The organism is Porphyromonas sp. KLE 1280 (assembly GCF_000700805.1).
Lineage (GTDB): Bacteria > Bacteroidota > Bacteroidia > Bacteroidales > Porphyromonadaceae > Porphyromonas > Porphyromonas pasteri.
Genome location: NZ_KL362964.1, coordinates 167,798 through 188,200 on the forward strand (window position 1 = coordinate 167,798; position 20,403 = coordinate 188,200).

General features: G+C 58.5%; 12 protein-coding genes. All 12 read right to left on the bottom strand.

From position 1 onward, the window contains the following. Positions 1 to 12 precede the first annotated feature (12 nt). Complete coding sequence (locus HMPREF1121_RS05970) at positions 13 to 1,128, bottom strand: OmpH/Skp family outer membrane protein (RefSeq protein WP_044115321.1); 1,116 nt, start codon at positions 1,126 to 1,128, stop codon at positions 13 to 15. A 274-nt stretch (positions 1,129 to 1,402) separates the two neighbouring features. After that, the gene (locus HMPREF1121_RS05975) at positions 1,403 to 1,927 is read right to left on the bottom strand and encodes a hypothetical protein (protein WP_009433564.1); all 525 of its coding nucleotides are present in this window, start codon (positions 1,925 to 1,927) and stop codon (positions 1,403 to 1,405) included. Between the two features lie 656 nt (positions 1,928 to 2,583). Continuing rightward, on the bottom strand, positions 2,584 to 3,312 hold the full coding sequence (locus tag HMPREF1121_RS05980) for a glycosyltransferase family 2 protein (RefSeq protein ID WP_044115322.1): 729 nt from the start codon (positions 3,310 to 3,312) through the stop codon (positions 2,584 to 2,586). Positions 3,313 to 3,335: 23 nt separating this feature from the next. After that, positions 3,336 to 4,646 carry a glycosyltransferase gene (locus HMPREF1121_RS05985; protein WP_232223747.1) on the bottom strand — a complete coding sequence of 437 codons (1,311 nt, stop codon included), beginning with the start codon at positions 4,644 to 4,646 and terminating at the stop codon, positions 3,336 to 3,338. A 57-nt stretch (positions 4,647 to 4,703) separates the two neighbouring features. Beyond that, positions 4,704 to 6,224, bottom strand: a complete 1,521-nt coding sequence (locus HMPREF1121_RS05990) for a lipopolysaccharide biosynthesis protein (protein WP_044115324.1) — start codon at positions 6,222 to 6,224, stop codon at positions 4,704 to 4,706. 10 nt (positions 6,225 to 6,234) lie between these two features. Continuing rightward, the gene (gene aroC, locus HMPREF1121_RS05995) at positions 6,235 to 7,353 is read right to left on the bottom strand and encodes a chorismate synthase (RefSeq protein ID WP_044115325.1); all 1,119 of its coding nucleotides are present in this window, start codon (positions 7,351 to 7,353) and stop codon (positions 6,235 to 6,237) included. Between the two features lie 91 nt (positions 7,354 to 7,444). Continuing rightward, on the bottom strand, positions 7,445 to 8,017 hold the full coding sequence (locus HMPREF1121_RS06000) for an FKBP-type peptidyl-prolyl cis-trans isomerase (RefSeq protein WP_044115327.1): 573 nt from the start codon (positions 8,015 to 8,017) through the stop codon (positions 7,445 to 7,447). A 525-nt stretch (positions 8,018 to 8,542) separates the two neighbouring features. Next, complete coding sequence (locus HMPREF1121_RS06005) at positions 8,543 to 10,975, bottom strand: translocation and assembly module lipoprotein TamL (RefSeq protein ID WP_044115328.1); 2,433 nt, start codon at positions 10,973 to 10,975, stop codon at positions 8,543 to 8,545. A 36-nt stretch (positions 10,976 to 11,011) separates the two neighbouring features. After that, positions 11,012 to 15,805, bottom strand: coding sequence for a translocation/assembly module TamB domain-containing protein (locus HMPREF1121_RS06010; RefSeq protein ID WP_044115329.1), 4,794 nt, complete (start codon positions 15,803 to 15,805; stop codon positions 11,012 to 11,014). A gap of 28 nt (positions 15,806 to 15,833) precedes the next feature. Continuing rightward, entirely contained in the window at positions 15,834 to 16,922 is a 1,089-nt protein-coding gene (locus HMPREF1121_RS06015; RefSeq protein ID WP_044115331.1) for a GDP-L-fucose synthase family protein, read from the bottom strand. Beyond that, positions 16,922 to 17,989, bottom strand: a complete 1,068-nt coding sequence (gene gmd, locus HMPREF1121_RS06020; protein WP_044115332.1) for a GDP-mannose 4,6-dehydratase — start codon at positions 17,987 to 17,989, stop codon at positions 16,922 to 16,924. The genes HMPREF1121_RS06015 and gmd overlap by 1 nt, the downstream gene beginning before the upstream one ends. Before the next feature lie 56 nt (positions 17,990 to 18,045). Further along, positions 18,046 to 20,394 (bottom strand): transglycosylase domain-containing protein, encoded by a 2,349-nt coding sequence (locus tag HMPREF1121_RS06025; RefSeq protein ID WP_044115333.1) that lies wholly within the window; start codon positions 20,392 to 20,394, stop codon positions 18,046 to 18,048. Positions 20,395 to 20,403: the final 9 nt, after the last annotated feature.

The following is a 20,403-nucleotide window of genomic DNA, read 5'->3' on the forward strand; positions in this document are numbered from 1 at the left end:
TTAGGGCAAGTCTTAGCGACGGCGTGGGGGAGCCGTGTAGCCACCGCCACCTCCAGAGTTGGAGTTGTTCGTCGAGTTTGAAGAGCCCTGGTCATAGCTGCGCTGAGGATAGCTGTCGTAGCTACGCTGCTGCTGTACAGGGCGGCTCTGCTGCGTGCGGGGATAGTCGCTGTAGATCGTTCGACTCTGCTGTGACATACTACCCTGATCGTAGGAGCGCTGTGGCCCGATGTAGCCCTGATCGCGTACGCTGGAGTAGGCTGAGTAGCCACTTGAGCGGCGAGTCGTCGAGCGAGCCCCGTGCGAGTAGGGATTGTTGTAGTAGTGCTCGTTGTAGGCACGCGTAGCAGCCCCTGCGGCATAGCCATAGTAGTAGCCAGGATAATAGCCACCGTAGTAGCCGTCATACCAGCCTCCATAGCGAGAGCCGTAATACCCACCATAGTAGCCACGGGTGTAGCCATAGTAGTAGGGATCGTAGTAGCCCCCATACCAGCTACCGTAGTAGCGGGGATAGCCGTAGTAGTAAGAGGAGCTGTAGAAGGGATCATACCATGAGCCCCAGCCCCAGCTGGCACCCCAGCCGAAGCGACTTCCCCAGAAGGGGTCGCTGCTGCCTACACGTACATAGACATCGGGTCCCGCATAGCGGTAGTCGATATCGCTATACCAAGGGTCTGCGTCGATGTAGACGCGACGGGCTCCCTGGATCGTCATCGAGCCATCTCCGTAGAAGCGGCTGAGACGAGAGGAGTAGGGGCCGTAGACCTCTGCACCACCATCCTTCTGGCGCTGCTCCTTGAGCAGACGGCCCAGCTCGCTGCGGGTCAGCGTGATGGTGTCTTCGGGCAGGGAGAGGTGCCCATTGTATGCATCGATCTCACGATCGGCCTGCTTCTTCTTGTAGTTGGCGATGAGTGCAGCCTGTTCCTTTTCCCAGGCTTCACGCTCGGCCTTCTCGGCGGCGCGGCGTAGCTCGGCCTTGCGGCGCTCTTCCTTATCGATCTTCTTGAGGTCGCTGCGGCGATAGTAGGCGTCGTCAAGGTACTTGTTGTCGGTCTGCGCCAGGGCAGCCGTACCTGACAGGAGCCCCACTCCCATCAGGAGGAATAGCTTCATTGTCTTCATAAGTCCAGTACGTCTTTATTATTCTATATATCCGTTGTCTTAGGCCCACGCTGCGGCTTTTCACTCTCCTGGGTGGAGAGGCGCATTGTAGGGGTTTACAGCGGTAAAGTTAGCATTTATTTACGAATAGCAAAGCGCGTGCCAGTGCTCCCGACTTCTGGTTATTTGTCCATAAATGTCCGCTATCCTATGTCAAGATGACGTGATATGCGGTCGGAGTACTGCTCTTAGATATGCTTCGTAGTCTGCCGAGAGACCCTACGAGAGGAGGTGATTAGTTGGGGAGAGTGGTCGTCGGAGCGATAGAGTTGTTGGTCTCGCTATCGTCACCATTCTCCTTATTGTACTCTTCTACGAGCTGCTTGAGGGCGCGATGGTAGAAGGCGACCGTAGAGGCCAGAGCGTCACTCATGCGGAGCGCGAGGCGGTCGATGGGCGTACCAGGCATGATGAAGGCTTCGACCGAGAAGACGATATCGCCCTCTTCATCGACATAGGCCTTACTGACCTTCTGGTCGAAGTCCGTCTTAGCGCAGGCCTTGTAGAGGAAGGCTTCGTGCACGTCATCGAAGGCTGCACGCTCAAACGTGGCACGTACGAGGAGGAACTCAGGGTCATCCTCACGGTAGTAGAAGCAGCAGAAGATGCCTTCGTTCTTATAGACGATGCGGATCTCGTTGTCGCGCTCGGGGCGATAACCTTCCTTGGAGAGTGCTTCTAAGATCGTAGGGAGGACAGATGAGGGTGCGAGAGTCGCTGCCTCGCTATTCTTTTTAGTAAACTTATCAAAAAGTGCCATTGCTCTAACTAAAATTGGTTTGTATTTGACAAGGGCCCATGCAGCTTGCGCTATACGGGCTTCTACACAAAGATAACCTTTTGGGGATTAATAGCCTTTTAGGCTCCGTGTGGAAGCAGGGCTTACGCATCAAAATCGGTGGGCTCTATCGAGGAAGTAGCTACCAGCGTGAAGCGGATTCTTCAGCAAACTTGCCCTGTATTGAGGCTGTTTCGCAGTCTCTTGCCCTCTATTTATTCAGCTAAGGTATTGCACGCCCAGCTCCCCGACATCCCTCTCCGAAGTGATACACAAGCCCTTTGCCATATCGCGAGTATTCCTCTTATCCTGCGGAGGGAAAAGTGTCATTCTCGTGAAAGAAAAAGTGCCTTCCCGTAGTGGTATTCTTCTATCTATGTACGTAGTCTTAAAGACCAGGTACGTAAATCCCAATATCCACGTACGTAGATATTAGAGCCACGTATGTAGCCTAAACTTATCTGCCACTCGTCTACAACTTTTATCCCTACGCGGAGCAACAACCTATACCTATATTTACCCTTTTAGATCAGCGGTACTGCACACTCTCTATATAAGGAAGAGGTCTGCTCCGCTGGGCTGTGTAGCCTCGGGGCAGACCTCGGTAAGAGGGCGGGATAAAGTAGGGAGAGGCAGGCTTAGCGTTTGCGGTCGATGAGGAAGCGCAGGTGCTGCAGGACGGTCGTCACGAGTCCGTAGTGGTGGCGCATGACGTGGAAGCGCTCGATGAGCGAGGCGCGATGGTTGGCTGTCGTCGTCCCTTCGTTGAGGTAGAGTGCTATGGGCTCGGGGTAGAAGGCTGTGGTCTTGGCTTCTTTGAGTACACGGATGCACCAGTCGACGTCGGCAGAGAAGCGGTAGTGTAGATCGTAGTGGGGTGAGATGCTTCGCTTAGCGACGAAGGCCTGATGACAGACGAGCATCCCCGCGCGGAAGCTACGCCAGTCGAGCTGGTGAGGGGGGCGCAGGCGTCTTAGGCCGAGGTCGTGGTCTTCGGCATCGATGAGGCGCGTATCACCGTAGAGTACGTCGGGGAGGCTGTCGCCCGTGCAGGTAGCTTGGATGAGATCCTCGACGGTCGTGGGGCTGGCCAGGGCATCGCCTGCATTGACGTACCACACGTAGTCGCCCGTGGCTCGGTCGAGCCCCTTGTTCATCGCATCATAGATCCCCTTATCACGTTCGCTATAGATCTCGGCCTCGGGAGCCAGCTCGCGGACGAGCTCCAGCGTGTTGTCCTTAGAAGCTCCGTCGATGATGAGGTACTGGATGTTTGGATAGGTCTGTGCCGAGACGCTGCGGAGCGTGCGGGTGATCGTGCTGGCAGCGTTGTAGCAAATCGTGATGATGGATATACGTGGTAGCATCGTAGCAGGCAGGGTATAGGTGATTATTCAGCGGAGCTACCTCGGTCAAGTGCCGTGCGGTAGAGCTCCACAAGGCGGGAGGCTACGGCAGGTGCTCCGAAGCGCTGGGCACTCTCGCGGCAGGTGCGGGGGGAGAAAGCTCCTGCGTCGTCTCGCTCTCGTCCAAGGAGGGCAGCGAGGCGATCGGCATAGACTGCCGTGTCATAGGCGGGGACGAGGTAGCCATTGACCCCGTTGAGGATGATATCTTCGGGTCCCGAGCAGCGGAAGCTCAAGGCGGGGAGGCCCACGGATAGGGCTTCGACGAGCGTCTGCCCGAAGGTCTCATAGACGCTCGTGGAGATGAGTACGTCCGAGGCGGCATAGAGGCTCGCCAGCTGTGCGCGGTCACGGATGCTCCCGAGGGCGATGTGGGGAAGAGCGAGCCTGTCGAAGTAACCTTCACGGCGGATGCCCCCTACGAGTAGGAGTGTCGTGCGCTCGGCGATCTCAGGATGGCGGAGCTGGAGCTGCTGAGCGATCTCCATCAGGAGGTGTGGCCCCTTGACTTCATCATCGAGGCGGGCAGCGACGATGGTGACGTAGTAGCGCCCAGCCTCGCGGGTGAAGGGTGGGGGTGTCGCAGCCGCTGTCTCGGGAGAGAAGAGGCTGAGGTCAATGGGATTGGCGAGGATAGCCGGCGCTCCGTAGCGCTGCATCAGCGGGCTTCGCTCAAAGAGCTTGGCTTCGGCACTGCTGACGGCGATATAGCGGAAGGGCTTCTCTGCGAGGAAAGCCTTCTTCTGAAGAGTTGTCCGTGAGAGGTCGTGCTCTCGCTTACTCGCCAGCAGGGGGCAGCAGCCACAGCCCGCTTGGTAGCGTGGACACTCCTTAGCGCCCTCGCGCCCCAGCTCCAGAGGGAGGTGACAGATGCCCGTGGCAGCCCACAGGTCGTGCAGGGTAGAGAAGAGGGGCTTACCGAGGGCAGCGAGCTTCTTGAGGGTGGTGAGGGAGAGGAAGCCTTGGTTGATCCAATGCAGGTGAAGGATATCAGCTTCTCTTACCCATGGGTGCGAAGCGATATCACAGCCCCAGCGTGCCGTCGAGACGCGGAAGAGGTGCTGACGTGAGCGGCCGTTGCGGAGGTAAATCTCCAGTCGCTCGAGGAGGAAGGCTGCCTTGGCCCAGAGGCGTCGTGAGGTGGTATCAGCGACGGAGGCGATACGCTCATCCTCCGTACCCTTATTCACGACGAGCATACGTACCTCGATGCCGACAGCCGTAAGGGCATCGAGGAGGCGACGACAAGCCTCTGCCGCTCCGCCTCCCTCATCAGAGGTGCAGAGCAGAAGCACGCGAAGGGGCGCTTTGCCTTGGGGACTTGTCGGGAGGCTCGTCACGTGTCGGTGGGATTAGCGGCGTAGGCGCTTGGGGAGCTTGCCCTCGAGCATACTCATCAGCTCAGGCGTGATGCGCAGAGCCAGGAGCGCAAGGAGCAGACCCAGCCCCACGAGAGCCGAGCGAACGAAGAGGTCGATCCATACCGAGCTGAAGGTGGGGAGGAGGGCATCAATGCCCCATGCCACGGCAGCGATCGGTATCAGAAGGAGCATACGACTGGTGAATGGGCTGACGTGCATCTTCACACTCAGCAGGAGCTGCTGTAGGCCGTAGCTCACGATATTTGTGAGGAGCATCGCCAGCGCTGCGCCGAGTGTGCCGTAGGCTGGGATGAGGAAGACGGTGGAGACGAATGACATCACGAGCACGCTGATCGTGTAGTAGATATTCCACTTGTAGTAGCGTGAGGTGCTGACGACCGTATGGCTACAGGTCAAGGTCAGCTCGACGAGCTTCGCCAGCCCGAGGTAGAAGAAGATCCACTTACCGCCGGTGAACTGCTCGCCATTGGGCATGATACCGAAGATGTTGTCGATATTCACCCAGATCATCGCGAAGATCAAGAGCCCCGAGAGGAGCTGATAGAAGGCTACGAGGCGGTAGACCTCCTCGACGCGCTTCGTGTCGCCGTGCTTCGCTGCCTCGGCGATCTTCGGAGCTGCCACATTGAGGATGGCGCGCATCGGGATCTCGATGATCGAGACCATATAGAAGGCCATCGTATAGACCCCAGCGGAGGAGAGCCCCCCGCGGTCGATGAAGGCCACCATGAAGAGGTCCATACGCCCCGCCAGCGTGATGCCCACCGAGCTCAGCGTATAGAGTGCCGTATAGCGATAGAAGCCACGGCGCATCTCGGGTGAGACGTAGCTGGGGTTGTGGCGAAGGCTCAGCGAGGTGATCTGCCCGAGGTAGACACCGCTGGCGAGCATACACACGCCGAAGCTCCCGATGAAGCCCCAGACCATCGTCGTGAAGTCGATGTACCCGAAGGCGTAGAGCAGGTAGGCAGCGAGCTGTAGTACACGCAGGAGTACCTCCTTGATGCCCTTCGGTACTGCTACACGCATCAGCTGATAGGTGTAGAGCTCGAAGATCGTCCAGCCCATCGTGAAGAGCGTCAGCGGTATCACGGCATAGTAGAAGTCCGCGAGCAGTGGGCTTCTGTCGCTGTAGAGGGACATCAGAGGCCCCTTGGCAAGGATATAGAGGAGTGTCATCAGCACGGCACCGATCGCCCCGACGACCGTCACGTAGTAGAAGAAGCCGTGGTTCGGCCCGTCCTCAGCGCGGTAGGGGTTGGTCTCGGAGTCGCGGAAGAAGGGGAAGTAGCGACTGAGTGAATAGGTCATCCCGAGCATGCCCAGCCCCGAGAGCTGTGTCGCCAGCTCGGGCAAAAGGCGCGTCAAGCCAATCTCCTCGGGAGTGAGGAACTTGGCCAAGATGAAAAAGGTCGTCAGGAAGCCTATCCCAACGCCTATGTAGGTCACGATGGTACCAGTGATACTTTCCTTTGCTGCTACGCTCGCCATGTATAGTTGTCTATCCTCGCTCCGCAGTAGAGTAGGCGCGGTGGAGGAGATAAAAGTCCATAAGGGTAAGGGCCGTCATCGCCTCGACGATGGGTACGGCACGCAGGGCGACGCATGGGTCGTGGCGCCCCGTGATAGAGAGGGTAGTGGGGGTGCCATCAGTGCGACAGGTCGTCTGCTCGCGTCCGATGGAGGAGGTGGGCTTGAAGGCCGTGCGGAAGGTGAGTGGTGCACCTGTGCTGATGCCACCGAGGAGACCACCGCAGTGGTTGGTCTGCTGTCCGATAGCCCCTGCTTCGGTGGGGACAAAGGGGTCGTTGGCCGCTGATCCGTACTCCGAGGCGAGGGCAAAGCCATCGCCTATCTCGAAGCCTCGAGCTGCATTGATACCCATCATCGCTGAGGCCAAGCGGCTGGAGAGCTTGTCATAGAGCGGCTCGCCTAAGCCTGTGGGCAGGCCATCGACACGGCAGGAGATGACCCCGCCGATGCTGTCGCGCTTGTCGCGTGCCTCGGCTACGGCTGCTGCCATGCGCTCTGCTGTCGCCTTGTCGGGGCAGGGAACGACCTGCTCATAGCGACTCAGCAGGAGCGCCTTATCGCCCTCGGTGAGATGAATCGCCTCATACAGGTGGCTGTCGTCATAGCGGACTGCACCGACTTGACTGAGGTAGGCGGAGATGTGTACGCCTTCGGCTCGTAGCCACTGCTCACAGAGAGCACCTGCGACGACACGCACGACGGTCTCGCGCGCTGAGGCTCTCCCGCCACCTCGTGGGTCGCGGTGTCCGTACTTCGCCTGATAGGTGAAGTCGGCATGCCCAGGGCGGTAGAGGTCGCTGAGCTGTGAGTAGTCCTGGCTTCGTGTGTCGGCGTTGTCGATGACGAAGGCAATGGGTGTGCCCAGCGTCCGCCCCTCATAGATACCCGAGAGGAAGCGTACCTTGTCGCTCTCGCGCCGTGGGGTAGTGAGGTCGCTTCGTCCGCCTTGTCTGCGACGTAGAGCTTCCTCGATAGCGGCTTCGTCAATGGTGAAGCTTGCAGGGAAGCCGTCGAGCACACCACCGAGGGCGGGTCCGTGGGACTCACCGAAGGAGGTTAGGCGAAGGAGTCTGCCGAAGGTATTCATCGTGATGGGCGTATGAAGGGGGTGATATAGCAAAGCACGGATGCCCACGAGCCTTAGGCTCAGGGTATCCGTGCTCTATGATTACGCGTGCTTAGTGGCAGCCACAGCCACCGCCGCAACCACCTTCTTCGTGGCCTTCGTGATCGTGGTCGCAGCCACAGCCGCAGCCACCATCATGCCCGCCGAAGAACTGCTCGATCTCCTCGGGCGTAGCATCGTGGACTTCCTTGATAGCGCCGATGAAGTGGAGGTCTTCGCCTGCCAGGGGGTGGTTGAAGTCGAATACGACGACTTCTTCCTTGATCACGAGGACGCTACCACGGATGATCTGCCCGTCGGGCGTGTGCAGGGGCAGCGTAGCACCTTCGACGACCAGAGCATCAAGCTTGCCTTCGCTGTCGACGAAGATCTCACGGGGCAGCTCCTGGACGGCTTCGTCGGAAGGCTCACCGTAGGCATCTTCGCACTTGAGGACGAAGTCGAACTTGTCCCCTGCCTTGAGGCCGAAGAGCTGCTTCTCGAAGGCGGGCAGCATCATGCCCATGCCCTGGATGTACTCCAGAGGACGGTCGGGGGTGGTCTGCTCCATCAGGATACGCTCGTTCTCATCACCGACGTACAGCTCGTAGTCGAGTGCGACGAACTTATTAGGTGCTATCGTCATAATCTACACTATGATATTTAGGATGTGAATAATGGGATGTTCCTACCTCATGCAAGGCGGGAGGCATCGCCGAACTGGCGCAAAGTTAGCTAATTCTCACCGAATAGCTTGAGGTGTGCGCTGCCACTGCATAGAGCTTCGTCGTTACCGCGAGTATTCCTCTTAGTCAACGGAGCAAAAAGCATCGTTCTCGTGAAGGAAAAAGCGCCTTCCTGTAGTGGTTTTCCTGCATCTATGTACGTAATCTTAAAGACCAGGCACGTCAATCCAAATATCCACGTACGTAGATATTAGAGCCACGTACGTAGTTCGAACTTATCTGGCACTCGTCCACAACTTTTATGCCTACGCGGAGCAACAACCCAATATAGGTCACTTCACAAAGCTATATAGGTCGTGATGCGGACCTATATAGGTTGACTCAGCGACCAATATAGGTTCGTACCCCTTGCCGCTATGGGTCTGGGGTAGCACCTTCGTGAAGATGAGGGAAGGAAGAGGGGTAGGTGCCTTTGCCGTAGCAGCTTAGAAGGGGTAGCCGATAGCCAGATGGAAGCCTAAGGCATCGCGGAAGCTGGGGATATTATACCAGCCACTTCGTGTCGTCTTGTAGGGGAAGTGGAGACCCACACCGACATCGAAGCGCACGACGAGGAACGAGAGGTCATAGCGCAGACCTGCTCCCGTACCTACGGCGACTTGGTCGAGGAACTTACCCAACGACCCTGCTTCGCTGAGTGCAGCTCCAGGACGAGAGGAGTCGGGGCGCAGGAGCCATACATTCCCTGCATCGAGGAAGACAGCGCCATAGCAGCTACCGAAGAGGTGACGGCGGAACTCTGCGTTCGCCTCGAGCTTGAATTCGCCCACGCGGTCCATGAAGGAGTAGGCATTGACGGTCGTAGGATTGTAGCTCCCTGGGCCAAGGCTTCGTACCGTGAAGGCTCGGATACTATTGGCGCCCCCGACGTAGAACTGCTCGATATAAGGCGCCGTAATGGCATTGCCATAGGGATAGATAGCTCCCGTAGCGAAGTGCGTAGCCAGCGTCTGCTTGCGGTCGATGCGGTAGGAGTAGCGGAGGTCAATGGCAGCCTTGACGAACTGTGCGAAGGGCACACCGAAGAGCGTCTTCGTGTCATTGTACTCACGACCGAAGGCCCTCATCGTAGCATTGACGAGATTCCCTGCCTCACTGATTTCGCCCGAGAGCTGCATGTAGTGTGGGCTGTCGTCCTCGCGGTGGGTATAGGTGAAGCCGTAGCCGATCTTGGGAATGAACTGATTGCTCAAGCTAAGCCCAAGGGCGGGGTTGGCGAGGATGAGCTGGTCGAAGCGCTCCGTCGTGCGGGTCAGCCGAGTGAAGTTCAGGCTGAGCGGCGTGATACGATGGCTCCATCGGCTCGACGGCTGGAAGTTGTAGTCCATCGTGAAGGAGAGGGAGCGTAGGGTATAGTAGCGCGCGTGATTGACACTCTGCAGAGCGACCTTGAAGCTCGTCGACGTCGGGTACTTGTAGTACGCATCGATGAGGCGAGGGAAGAGGATCGAGGGGAAGGTGAGGGAGAGGTCGGCACCGAGCTGATAGCTATTGATAGACACCGAGTAGGAGTCTGCAGGGCTACGCCCCGTCTGCCACTCATAGGAGCCAGAGACGCTGGCGGAGAGCTTCTCTCCTCCGCCGAAGACGTTGCTTCGCTCGATAGCTGCCGAGATACCTGGCCCGATGAAGCCCGTCGACTTACGCATGAAGGCCGCCCCGAGGTAGGTGCTCCAGGGCTTGTCCTTCTTGAGGAGGATCATCAGATCGAGCGTGCCGATGCTGTCTGCGACGCTCGAGAAGGTGGGGCGCTGTACGGCGGTCGAGTCGCTCGTGCTACGCATCGCTGTGCTATCTACCGCTGTGGAGTCCTTGGGTAAGGTCTTACGAGGGGTGAAGTAGAATTCTACGGAGGAGAAGGCATTGAGCCCCGTGAGTGCCGATAGTGTGCGCTCCTCCTCGAGACTGCTGTAGAGCTTGCCTGGGCGGATGCGGACACGGGTCTTCAGCGTGCCGGGGTGGACGATGGGGCGGCCCGAGTAGTACAGAGCGATGCTGTCGGTGAGGGCTACGCTATCCGTCGTGGTGAGGTTCGTGGGGGCTTCAGGATCTTCGGGGAGCTGGCGGAGCATGATCTTCCCCACACGCCACTGGCGCAGTGCTTCGGGAGGCGTGCTCGTAGAAAGTACTGTGCGTAGGTGCACACGCTGTGGGGTGATGAGGGTATCAGCTTCGTAGCCGATGTGCTCAGACTTGAGGTAATAGTAGCCGTGCTCACGGAGGAAGGCACGGGTGATGGTGCGGTCATCCTCGAGTGCAGCGATGGAGAAGGGGCGTCCCTTCTGCAGGGCACTGAGGCGGTGATGGTAGAAGTATCTCCCAGGGCGGATGTAGACACGAGGAAAGTACTGCACGCTGTCTAAGAGGAAGAGCGGACCCAGCTGCATCTTGTAGTCCACACGAGCCTGCATAGAGTCTGCGGTGGCGGGGATGATCTCGGAGCTGGTCGTAGCGCGGAGGTAGCCGTGCTCACGGAGTGTCTGCTGGGCGACCTTGGCACGCAGGCTGGGGCTGACGTCTCGCATCCAGACGGGCTTGGCCGTGAGGCGACGCATCACGCGCCCCGCAAGCGTAGAGTCCGCAGAGAAGTGCATGTAGATAGCAGGGCTCAGGAGAGCAAAGGGGAAGCGTATAGAGCTACTACCGAAGACCGATCCGTTGGGCGCATAGTTGAGGCGCTCCTCGGCAGCAGCTATCGCCTGCTCAGCGTAGGAGTGCTGCGGACGGTCGGAGACCTCGATCTTGCGGATACCTATATAAATCTGGTCATCTGGACCCTGATATTTCCTTATGGAGCACGCCCCGAGAGTGAGGAGTGTGAGGGCGGTAAGGAGGCGGGTAGTGAGACGGATATGCATAAGTGGGATAGGTATAGGTAGGGAGGGCTGGAGGCCTTACTTCGCTTGGTAGCGGAGGGTGGGCATCGAGTCGCCCGTGAGGCTCGGCTGGGTCGAGAGCGTATCAAGACGGGGCTTCCATACTTGACGGAAGAGCGTCGTCGTGGTGTCGGTCGTCGTCTTCTTGCGCTTGCGGCGGAAGAGGTCGAGTAGGCTGGACATCTTGCGGCGTATGACGTACCCCACACCCGTCTCAGAGAACTCCCCTTCGAGGACGTTATCGGTGACGAGCTTGTGGTAGAGACTGAGGTACTGCTCACCGCTCTTATCGAGCTGGTACTGCAGCGATACGTTGTCGAGGAAGGTCTGCCCCTGGTTCGTCACGCCTGCGCCACTCTGCACCTTACCCCCGACGATGATACGTATGCGGTCATTGTAGAAGCGGCGGCTGAAGCTATAGGTGAAGTCCGTGTGAGCGGCCTCACCCGAAGAGCCATCGTAGTGGTCGACGCCGAGGTTGAGGTCGGTACCTTGGAGGAGCTTGCCTGCGGTCTTGTTGATCTGCGACTGCAGGAGTGAGGTCAGTGCGGAGTTGAGGTCCAGATTACCTGCCCCCGAGCCACCTGCCAGATACATACCTGTCGCCATGAGGGCGATGGCTTGCTTGCTCTGCTCTTCCTTGGTCATCGTCGAGATGCTATTTTGCACGGAGAGGTTCTCCGGAGCGGAGATACCGAAGCTGAGGTCCATCTTGCTGACGTAGTCCTTGATGAGGATGCTGACGTTGAAGTTCACACGCTGGGAGTTCTCCGACGAGCTGGATACGGTGGCCTTGACCTTATTGACCGCGGAGAAGTTGAGGTAGGGGTTGGATATCGGTCCTGTCCACGTGAGGGTGCTGGTGGGGTCGATGGAGAAGCGCTTATTGCCTACGACGGGGAGGGTGTAGCTCAGCTCGCCACCACCACTCATCTCGTAGCGCCCCGTCATACTCATCTCGCCGTAGGGCGGATAGATGAAGTGGAGCGTGCCGCCCCCCTGAGCATGGACATAGTCCGTGCCGCCAGCCGTGAGGTCGGCGCCGATGTGTACCGAGGGATCTACGTTGATCGTCAGATTCACATCAAGCCCACCAAGGGAGGTGGGGGCGACCTCTACCTTCTTGGTGAAGAGGGTATCGGAGAAGTCGATGAATTGGACGAGCTGATCGGTCTGCTGGCTGGCTGTCAGCGGGTCTTCGCGCATGACGTAGGTGCAGTTCGTACCGCTGAGTACGTTCACGCTACCGCGGATGCGCAATGAGGTGAGGGGACCCGTAGCCACCATACGTGTCGAGGCGATGATCTTACCATAGAGGAGCTGGTCGTCGCGGGTGGGGCGAGGCTCGTTGAGGAGGGTCAGCTCATCAGAGGTGATGCGTAGCGAAGCCGTAGCCTGTGGTGTGGTACTCTTACGTATCGAGCCATCGATATAGATTGCCTTCTTCGGATCTCCTGAGGGACGTAGCGCATAGTGGTCGAAGAAGATATCTGAGCCCTCCATGCGTACGGGGATAGAGTCGAGAGCAAGGTGTGTCCCGTAGGCGTTGAGGTTCAGCATACCCTTGTTCAGGTGCATCTGCCCCGAGAGAAGTGGCTCGGTGAGCTTTCCTGAGAGTCTGATACTTCCGTCGGCAGTCCCCGCAAGCGTGGTGCTATTCTCCACGAGGAAGGGGTTCGCAAGCTCCAGCGGGAAGGAGGTAAGTGTGAGTGTCCCCTTGAGCGGAGAGACCTTCTCATGGGGGTAGTAGATCCCATCGATGCTCATCGCAGGCTGACCGTTGTAGCCGATCTCCCCTGTGATGTAGTGGGAGTCGCCGCTACGTGGCTCGTAGAAGAGGGAGGAGGTGAAGTGGCCGAGCTTCTTGTCCTCGTAGCGTAGGTCGTTGATGGAGAGGTCGCCTGAGATCGTAGGCTGCTGGCTGAGGTCGCCCTTACGCTGATAGTGGACGTCGCCGAAGAAGATACCACCGACATCGGGTAGCCCCAGACTGCGGTAGTCCTCAAGATGGAGGTTGCTTATGCTGAGTAGGATGTCCTGTACTCCAGGTGTCTCTTCGGTGCCCTGCAGGGAGAATTCGCCTCGCTTCTCGCCAGTGAGCTTGAGTGAGCCGAGGAGGAAGTTGTCCCGCTTGCGCAGGCTAAGCTGGTTGTCGGGGTTGATGGCGTAGTCATTGGAGGCGATACGCAGGCGGTCACCGAGGAAGTGCAGCTGGTAGGCTTCGCCCGACCAGCTGCCCGAGGCCTCGGCTGCATGTACCGTTTGTCCCCGCTCATCCTGGTAGGAGACGTCGAGGTGCCCGCCCTGTAGGCTTGTGCGCAGGTCGGTGCTGATGGTGAAGCCCTCTTGCTCGCGGAAGTGCGACTTCATCACCGTGCCAAAGAGGACGAGCGACATGCTGTCGCCACGTGAGATAGGCGTGCGCTCGGTAGAGATATTGAGCTGGGCGGCGTTGATGCGGAGGGTGTCGATGCGGAGGTCAGAGAGGGCTATGTTGCCACTGACTCCATCTTGGGGAGAGGTGGCGAGGTTGGCTGTCAAGGAGCCCACGGCGATATGCAGCTCAGCTAGGTAGTAGCGGAGCGGATTGTCCTTGCCCATGGAGAGGCTGAAGGTCGCCTTAGGGAGGTGGACGGCTAGATCCTCGAGGTACTTCGTCGCGGACTTCCCTGAGGTGATGAGCTCGATCTGACGGAGGGTCTCATCGAGTAGGTGAGTGACGTCCTTCTGTGCTACAGTAGGGCTGCTCCCGACGTAGAGGGAGGCCTTCATATCTCCCGAAGTGAGGCCAGCGTGGATGTCTTGTGGCGACGTGGATACATGAAGCTCAGCCTGTGGTGGGGCGATCTTCTCATCGCCCATAGTGAAGCTCATACCATCAAGCACGGCCTGTATGGTGTGCGTGTCCTTGAGGTCGGAGCGGAGCTCACCCTCCAGACGGAGCTTCCCAGCAAGTGGTGTCTCGGAGAAGCCCAAGCGCTGGAGGTCGAGGTCAACGAGCTCCAGCCCGATGCCTGTATTGATGCCTTGGCGGGAGAAGATCCCGTCAAGCTGGAGCGTAAAGTTTGCCCCGGGGTTCATGCTGTTGAGGGAGAGCCCGAGGTTCCCCGACTGGAGGGAGCCGTCGAGGGTGATGTCTTGCAGATGCATGCTACCCCGATTTGCCTCATGCAGTCGGCCTCGGATAGAGAGCTGTGTATGCGGGCTGAGTGGATCGAAGCCGCGCCCCTGAAGAGCTACGTCAAGGCTAACCAGCCCGATCGAGTCCTGAGGCATGAAGTGACGCCCATCAATATCCTGTGCCTTCAGCACGAGGTCATAGGTCTTGGTGGCCTCGGTGAAGTGGCCCTTTAGCTGGAGCTTGCCTGTGCTCTCCTCGGCTGTGAGGTCTCCCACATAGCGACCTCGACGGATGTCGATGTCGCCAGAGAGCGTGAGCGGGCTAGGGATGCGATAGGTCTTGGCTTGCTCGGGAGCAAGGAGTCCGAGGAGAGTGTTAGCCTTGGGGCCTACACGCCCACGGAGCTTGAGACGGCCCGAGCGGTGCATCTCAAGGACTTCGCTGAGCGTACCCGAGAGATTGAGGTCGAGGATGTCGGGCCACTTGAGCTCGGCCTGACGAATCTGTATTGCGGTGAGTGTCCCCGTCAGCTCAGCCTGCATCTTGAGTGGAGCGAGGAGGCGGTGGCGGGCAAAGGTGTTGAAGAGTTCGCGCCCATCACGGGTCTCTTGGAGCGTCTTTCCTGCGAAGAGGAGGATGTCCTTGATGCCGAGAGAGGTGTTGGTAGATAGCTCCAGCTGTGCCTTGCGGTCGGACTGCAGGAGGCTCCAGGGCATGGAGAGATAGCCCTTGATGGAGGAGGCATCAGTGATGAGGTCAAGCCCATCAAGGCGCATAGCAAGGCTGTCCATCTGATAGCGTCCGCTGAGATGGAGGAGCTTCAGCCCCGATTGCTCACGGAGCTGTGCGTGCCGTAGAAGGAGGCTAAGTCGCATACCCTCAGAGTCAATGTCCTCACCCTCGAGGTGGAGGTCATGGAGCTGGATGTGCTGGGGATCGAAGAAGGGTAGCTTGGAGAAGTTCTGGTCGACGGAGTAGCGTAGGCTCTTCGCGTCGATCTTGGTGTGGGCGACCTGGAAGCGCATCTTATTGAGGTCAGCTTCTCCGCGGTCGATCTTGAGGCGGTCGACATCCGCATCGATGAGTAGTGAGTCCAGCGGCATAGTGATCTCAATGCGAGTCTTCTGCAGGTCGATCTCGCCAGCATGGATGAGCCACTTCAGCGGCTCACTCTCTTCCTCAGGCTTCTTCGTGGTGTCGGTCGAGTAGTAGCGGATGTAGCCCCCCTGGGTCGTGAGGCGGTTGAGGTCAACGCGCTCCTTGTTGAGATCGACGAAGAGCTGCTCGGCAGTGGCTGCTGGGAGGTGTACTTGCAGGAGACTCAAGCCGAGGCTGTCGCGCTGATTGTAGGTCAGGCTGTCGAGAGCAATACGAGGGACCTCGACTTGACTGTCGAAGAGAGGACGTAGGGCAGGGGAGAGGCTGAGTGCCCCTACCGAGATGAGGGTGTCGCCAGGACTGCGGAGGACCTGTAGCTTCTGAAGCGAGAGGTCGAGGGGGAAGGCGAGATGAATGTTCCCGACAGATACCTGCATCCCTGTCTTCTCCGATAGGTAGGCAGCGGTGCGCTGTACGATAAAGCGCTGCACGGGTGGTACGTATAGTAGTACTGCTACAAGAAGAATTAGGACGAAGGGCGTGAGGAGGATTCCCCACAAGATACGCTTGATATACTTGGAGCGTCGGGACATCTCAGACGAGGTCGCTTCGGGGATGCTATTAGTGGGTGCGGTACCAGTCGAAGAGGCGCTGTACGCCGTCCTCGATCTCTACCTGATGTTGCCAGCCAAGGCTGTGGAGCTTCTCTACGGAGGTGAGCTTGCGCATCGTGCCGTCGGGCTTGCTGCTATCCCACTCGATGCGCCCCTCAAAGCCGATGGTGCGGGCGATAAGCTGTGCCAGCTCACCGATCGAGATCTCCTTCCCAGTGCCGATATTGACGTGGCAGTTGCGGATAGGGCTACCATCTTGGGGGCAGAGTGAGCGGAAGTCCGTATTGAGAAGGATATGTACCGAGGCATCGGCCATATCTTCACTCCAGAGGAATTCTCTCAGCGGGTGGCCTGAGCCCCAGAGGTTGACTTGGCCAGGGTGGATGCCGAAGCGCTCAAGGAGCGTGAGGATCGTCGCCTCATCTCCTGTGCCACCTTCGCCAGCGACGGGGCGCTTGCTGAGGTCTATGCGTACAGCCTGCCAGTCCCCTTGCTGCAGACGATCGGCAAGGTAGATCTTGCGGATCATCGCGGGTAGAACATGGCTATTCTCGAGGTGGAAGTTATCGTTGGGGCCGTAGAGGTTCGTCGGCATGACTGCGATGTAGTTCGTGCCGTACTGGAGGTTGAAGCTCTCACACATCTTGAGCCCTGCGATCTTGGCGATAGCGTAGGGCTCGTTGGTGTACTCCAGAGGAGCCGTGAGGAGGGCTTCTTCGCGGAGGGGCTGCTCGGCTTCTCTGGGATAGATGCAGGTACTGCCGAGGAAGAGGAGGTGCTTTACGCCGTGGCGGAAGCTCTCTCCGATGACGTTCTGCTGTATCTGGAGGTTGTCGTAGATGAAGTCAGCGCGGTAGGTGTTGTTCGCCATGATCCCCCCGACGTGCGCTGCCGCGAGGATCACCGCCTCGGGGCGCTCCTCATCGAAGAATGCACGTACAGCGACGGGATCCGTGAGATCCAGCTCACCGTGGGTACGGCCGACAAGGTTGGTGTAACCACGCTGCTCGAGGTTGTGCCAGATAGCGGAGCCTACGAGCCCACGATGTCCTGCGACATAGATCTTGGTCGAAGGGGAGAGTTTGGGTGAGTCCATTAGGCATGCTTGTGGGATTGGACGTAGGCGACATCATGGCGTACCATGATGCGTACCAGCTCTTCGAAGGAGGTCTTGCTGGGATTCCAGCCGAGGAGTTCCTTGGCCTTTGTAGGGTCGCCCAAGAGGGTCTCTACTTCGGCAGGGCGGAAGTACTTCGGGTCAACCTCGACGAGGACCCGACCTGTGGCGATATCGATACCACGCTCTTTGACGCCTTCACCCTCCCAGCGCAGGTCGATACCTACCTCGTGGAAGGCGCGCTCGGTGAACTCACGTACGGAGTGCTGCTCACCAGTAGCGATGACGAAGTCCTCGGGCGTGTCGTGCTGCAGCATGAGCCACATGCACTCGACATAGTCACGGGCATAGCCCCAGTCGCGCAGGGCACTGAGATTCCCGAGGTAGAGCTTGTCCTGCTCGCCAGCGGCGATGCGAGCGGCAGCCAGTGTGATCTTACGGGTGACGAAGGTCTCGCCACGGCGCTCACTCTCGTGGTTGAAGAGGATGCCGTTGACGGCGAACATACCGTAGCTCTCGCGGTAGTTCTTGGTGATCCAGAAGCCGTAGAGCTTAGCCACCCCATAGGGCGAACGGGGATAGAAAGGGGTCGTCTCACGCTGAGGCACCTCCTGCACCAGCCCGAAGAGCTCCGAGGTCGAAGCCTGATAGATCTTCGTCTTCTTCTCCAGCCCGAGGATGCGGACAGCCTCGAGGAGGCGCAGCGTACCCGTGGCATCGGTCTCAGCGGTGTACTCAGGTACATCGAAGGAGACCTTCACATGGCTCTGAGCAGCGAGGTTATAGATCTCGTCGGGCTGGGTCTGCTGGATGATGCGGATGAGCGAACTGGAGTCGGTCATATCGCCATAGTGCAGGTTGAGTGCTCGACCACGCTTCATATCACGCACCCACTCCTCGAAGTAAAGGTGCTCGATACGCTCCGTGTTGAAGGACGAGGAGCGTCGGATGATACCATGGACTTCGTAGCCCTTCTCGATGAGGAACTCTGCGAGGAAGGAGCCGTCCTGGCCCGTTACCCCAGTGATGAGTGCGACCTTATTCACGCGCTATATCTATTGGTCTTATCTATTCGGTATGCAGTAGAGGTTCCTACCCCTCCTTAGAATGGAGAGTAGGAGCTTGTGGAGTCGGGATTGACACCCTCGTAGATCTCGACGGCCTCGTCGCTATTGCCTGCGTCGTAGCAGGGCGAGAAGCCCTCGGGGAGCTGGAAGGGTATGTTGGAGAGATAGCCGAGCTTGCTATCTCCGTAGACCTTCTTGAGGAACTTCCCGAAGATAGGTAGTGCCGCAGCAGCCCCCTGACCGAAGGCCATAGAGTTGAAGCGCACGCTACGCTCTTCACCACCTACCCAGCAGCCAGCTACGAGGTCGGGAGTGAAGCCCATGAACCATGCATCACTATTATTCTGCGTCGTACCTGTCTTACCGCCCAAAGGCATCTGCAGGCCGAAGGAGGAGCGTAGGCGTCCCCCCGTACCGCCGTTGACGACGTTCTGGAGCATGTAGAGCATCTTGTGTGCGGCATCGGCGGTCAGCACCTCGGTCATCTTCGGAGCGAAGGTCGCGACGATATTACCGTGCATATCCTCGATCTGAGTGACGAGGATGGGATCCACACGTACGCCGTCATTGACGAAGGTGGTGTAGCCCGAGACCATCTCGCCGACGGTCGCTTCGGGAGTACCGAGCGACATAGCCATCGTAGCCTCGATGGGGCCACGCAGACCATAGCTCTCCAAGAGACGCTTGAAGGTCAGCGGAGAGGTACGGCTCATCAGCTCAGCCGTCACCCAGTTGTCGGAGTTCTGAAGCCCCCACTGGATGGAGACCATCTCACCGACGCGGCGGTGGTTGGTATTACGTGGAGTCCAGGTCTGCCCATTGTCAAGGCGGTAGGTACGCTGTACGTGGAGTACCTGATCGCAGGGAGAAGCCCCGTCGATCATCGCCAGTGAGTAGAGGAAGGGCTTGATGATAGACCCCGTCTGACGGCGCCCGTCAGACACCATGTCGTACTGGAACTGGGAGAAGTTAATGTCACCCACATAGGCCAAGACGTGGCCGTTGTGAGGGTTCATCGCTACAAAGCCCGAGCGGAGGATCCCCTTCATGTAGCGGATCGAGTCGAGGGGCGTCATCACCGTATCACGCTGACCACGCCAAGACCAGACCTGCATCTTCGTCTTGCGGTCGAACTGTGCACGGATCTCCGAATCCGACAGTCCGTCTTCCTTGCCCAGACGCCAGCGCTCAGACTGGCGGATGGCACGCTCAAGGATCTTCTTACGCTGGTCTGCAGAGATCGAGGTGCTGAAGGGGTCGCCACCACGAGCACTTCGCTCGCGGTCAAAGGCAGGCTGGAGGTGCCCTGCGAGGTGCTCCTCTACGGCCTCCTCAGCGTAGCGCTGCATGGCGGGGTTGATCGTCGTATAGATCTTCAGCCCGTCCGTATAGATATTGTATGGGGAGCCGTCAGGCTTGCGGTTCTTATTACACCAGCCGTAGAGCGGGTTGGTCTCCCACTGGATGCTGTCGTCGCGGAACTTATCGTACTGCCACGAAGCATAGTCGCTGCGGTCGGGCTTGTCTGCCATCATGATCTTACGCAGGTGCTCACGGAAGTAGGGGGCTATACCCTGCTTGTGGTCCATACGGTGGAAGGACGTCTTGATGGGGAGGCGTGAGAGGGAGTCGACTTCGCGCTCTGTGAGGTAGCCAGCCTTCTCCATCTGCTGGAAGACGGTGTTGCGTCGCTCCATGGGGAGGGGGCTATTAGCTCGGAGGATGGGGTTGTAGATAGAGGGGTTCTTACACATCCCGATCAGCATCGCTGACTCCTGGAGGTTAAGCTCAGCAGGCGTCTTGCCGAAGTAGGTGAAGGCAGCCGAGCGGATCCCTACGGCGTTGTAGAGGAAGTCGAACTGGTTCAGATACATCGCCAGGATCTCCTCCTTCGTGTAGTAGCGCTCGAGCTTAGCTGCGATGACCCACTCCACGGGCTTCTTCATCATACGGGTGAAGAAGTTGGAGCTGGGAGGAGAGTAGAGCATCTTAGCCAGCTGCTGGGTGATGGTGCTACCCCCCCCTGCGCTCTTCTGCTGCAGGAGACCCGTCTTGAAGATGGCACGGGCGAGCGAACGGAAGTCAATACCCGAGTGCCCCTCGAAGCGGACGTCTTCCGTAGCGATGAGGGCCTTGACGAGGTTGGGGGAGAGGTCCTTATAGTCAACGAGGACGCGGTTGGAGCCCCCGTGGGCATAGGAACCGATGACCTCACCATCAGCGGCGAGGACCTGTGAGGCGTATTTGTCGATCGGGTTCTGAAGCTGCTCGATCGGGGGCAGGTAGCCTATCCACCCCATGGAAATAGCGAAGATACCGCCTAAGATGCTTATCCAGACCAGTGCAAAGGTCAGCCAAAGCAAGGACTTGATCTTATGTTTCATCTAATAATT

Bases quoted from the DNA above. Each gene is read 5' to 3' on its own strand.
- HMPREF1121_RS05970 (WP_044115321.1), bottom strand. From the start codon at position 1,128: ATGAAGACAATGAAGCTATTCCTCCTGATGGGAGTGGGGCTCCTGTCA.
- HMPREF1121_RS05975 (WP_009433564.1), bottom strand. From the start codon at position 1,927: ATGGCACTTTTTGATAAGTTTACTAAAAAGAATAGCGAGGCAGCGACT.
- HMPREF1121_RS05980 (WP_044115322.1), bottom strand. From the start codon at position 3,312: ATGCTACCACGTATATCCATCATCACGATTTGCTACAACGCTGCCAGC.
- HMPREF1121_RS05990 (WP_044115324.1), bottom strand. From the start codon at position 6,224: ATGGCGAGCGTAGCAGCAAAGGAAAGTATCACTGGTACCATCGTGACC.
- aroC (WP_044115325.1), bottom strand. From the start codon at position 7,353: ATGAATACCTTCGGCAGACTCCTTCGCCTAACCTCCTTCGGTGAGTCC.
- HMPREF1121_RS06000 (WP_044115327.1), bottom strand. From the start codon at position 8,017: ATGACGATAGCACCTAATAAGTTCGTCGCACTCGACTACGAGCTGTAC.
- HMPREF1121_RS06005 (WP_044115328.1), bottom strand. From the start codon at position 10,975: ATGCATATCCGTCTCACTACCCGCCTCCTTACCGCCCTCACACTCCTC.
- HMPREF1121_RS06010 (WP_044115329.1), bottom strand. From the start codon at position 15,805: ATGTCCCGACGCTCCAAGTATATCAAGCGTATCTTGTGGGGAATCCTC.
- HMPREF1121_RS06015 (WP_044115331.1), bottom strand. From the start codon at position 16,922: ATGGACTCACCCAAACTCTCCCCTTCGACCAAGATCTATGTCGCAGGA.
- HMPREF1121_RS06025 (WP_044115333.1), bottom strand. From the start codon at position 20,394: ATGAAACATAAGATCAAGTCCTTGCTTTGGCTGACCTTTGCACTGGTC.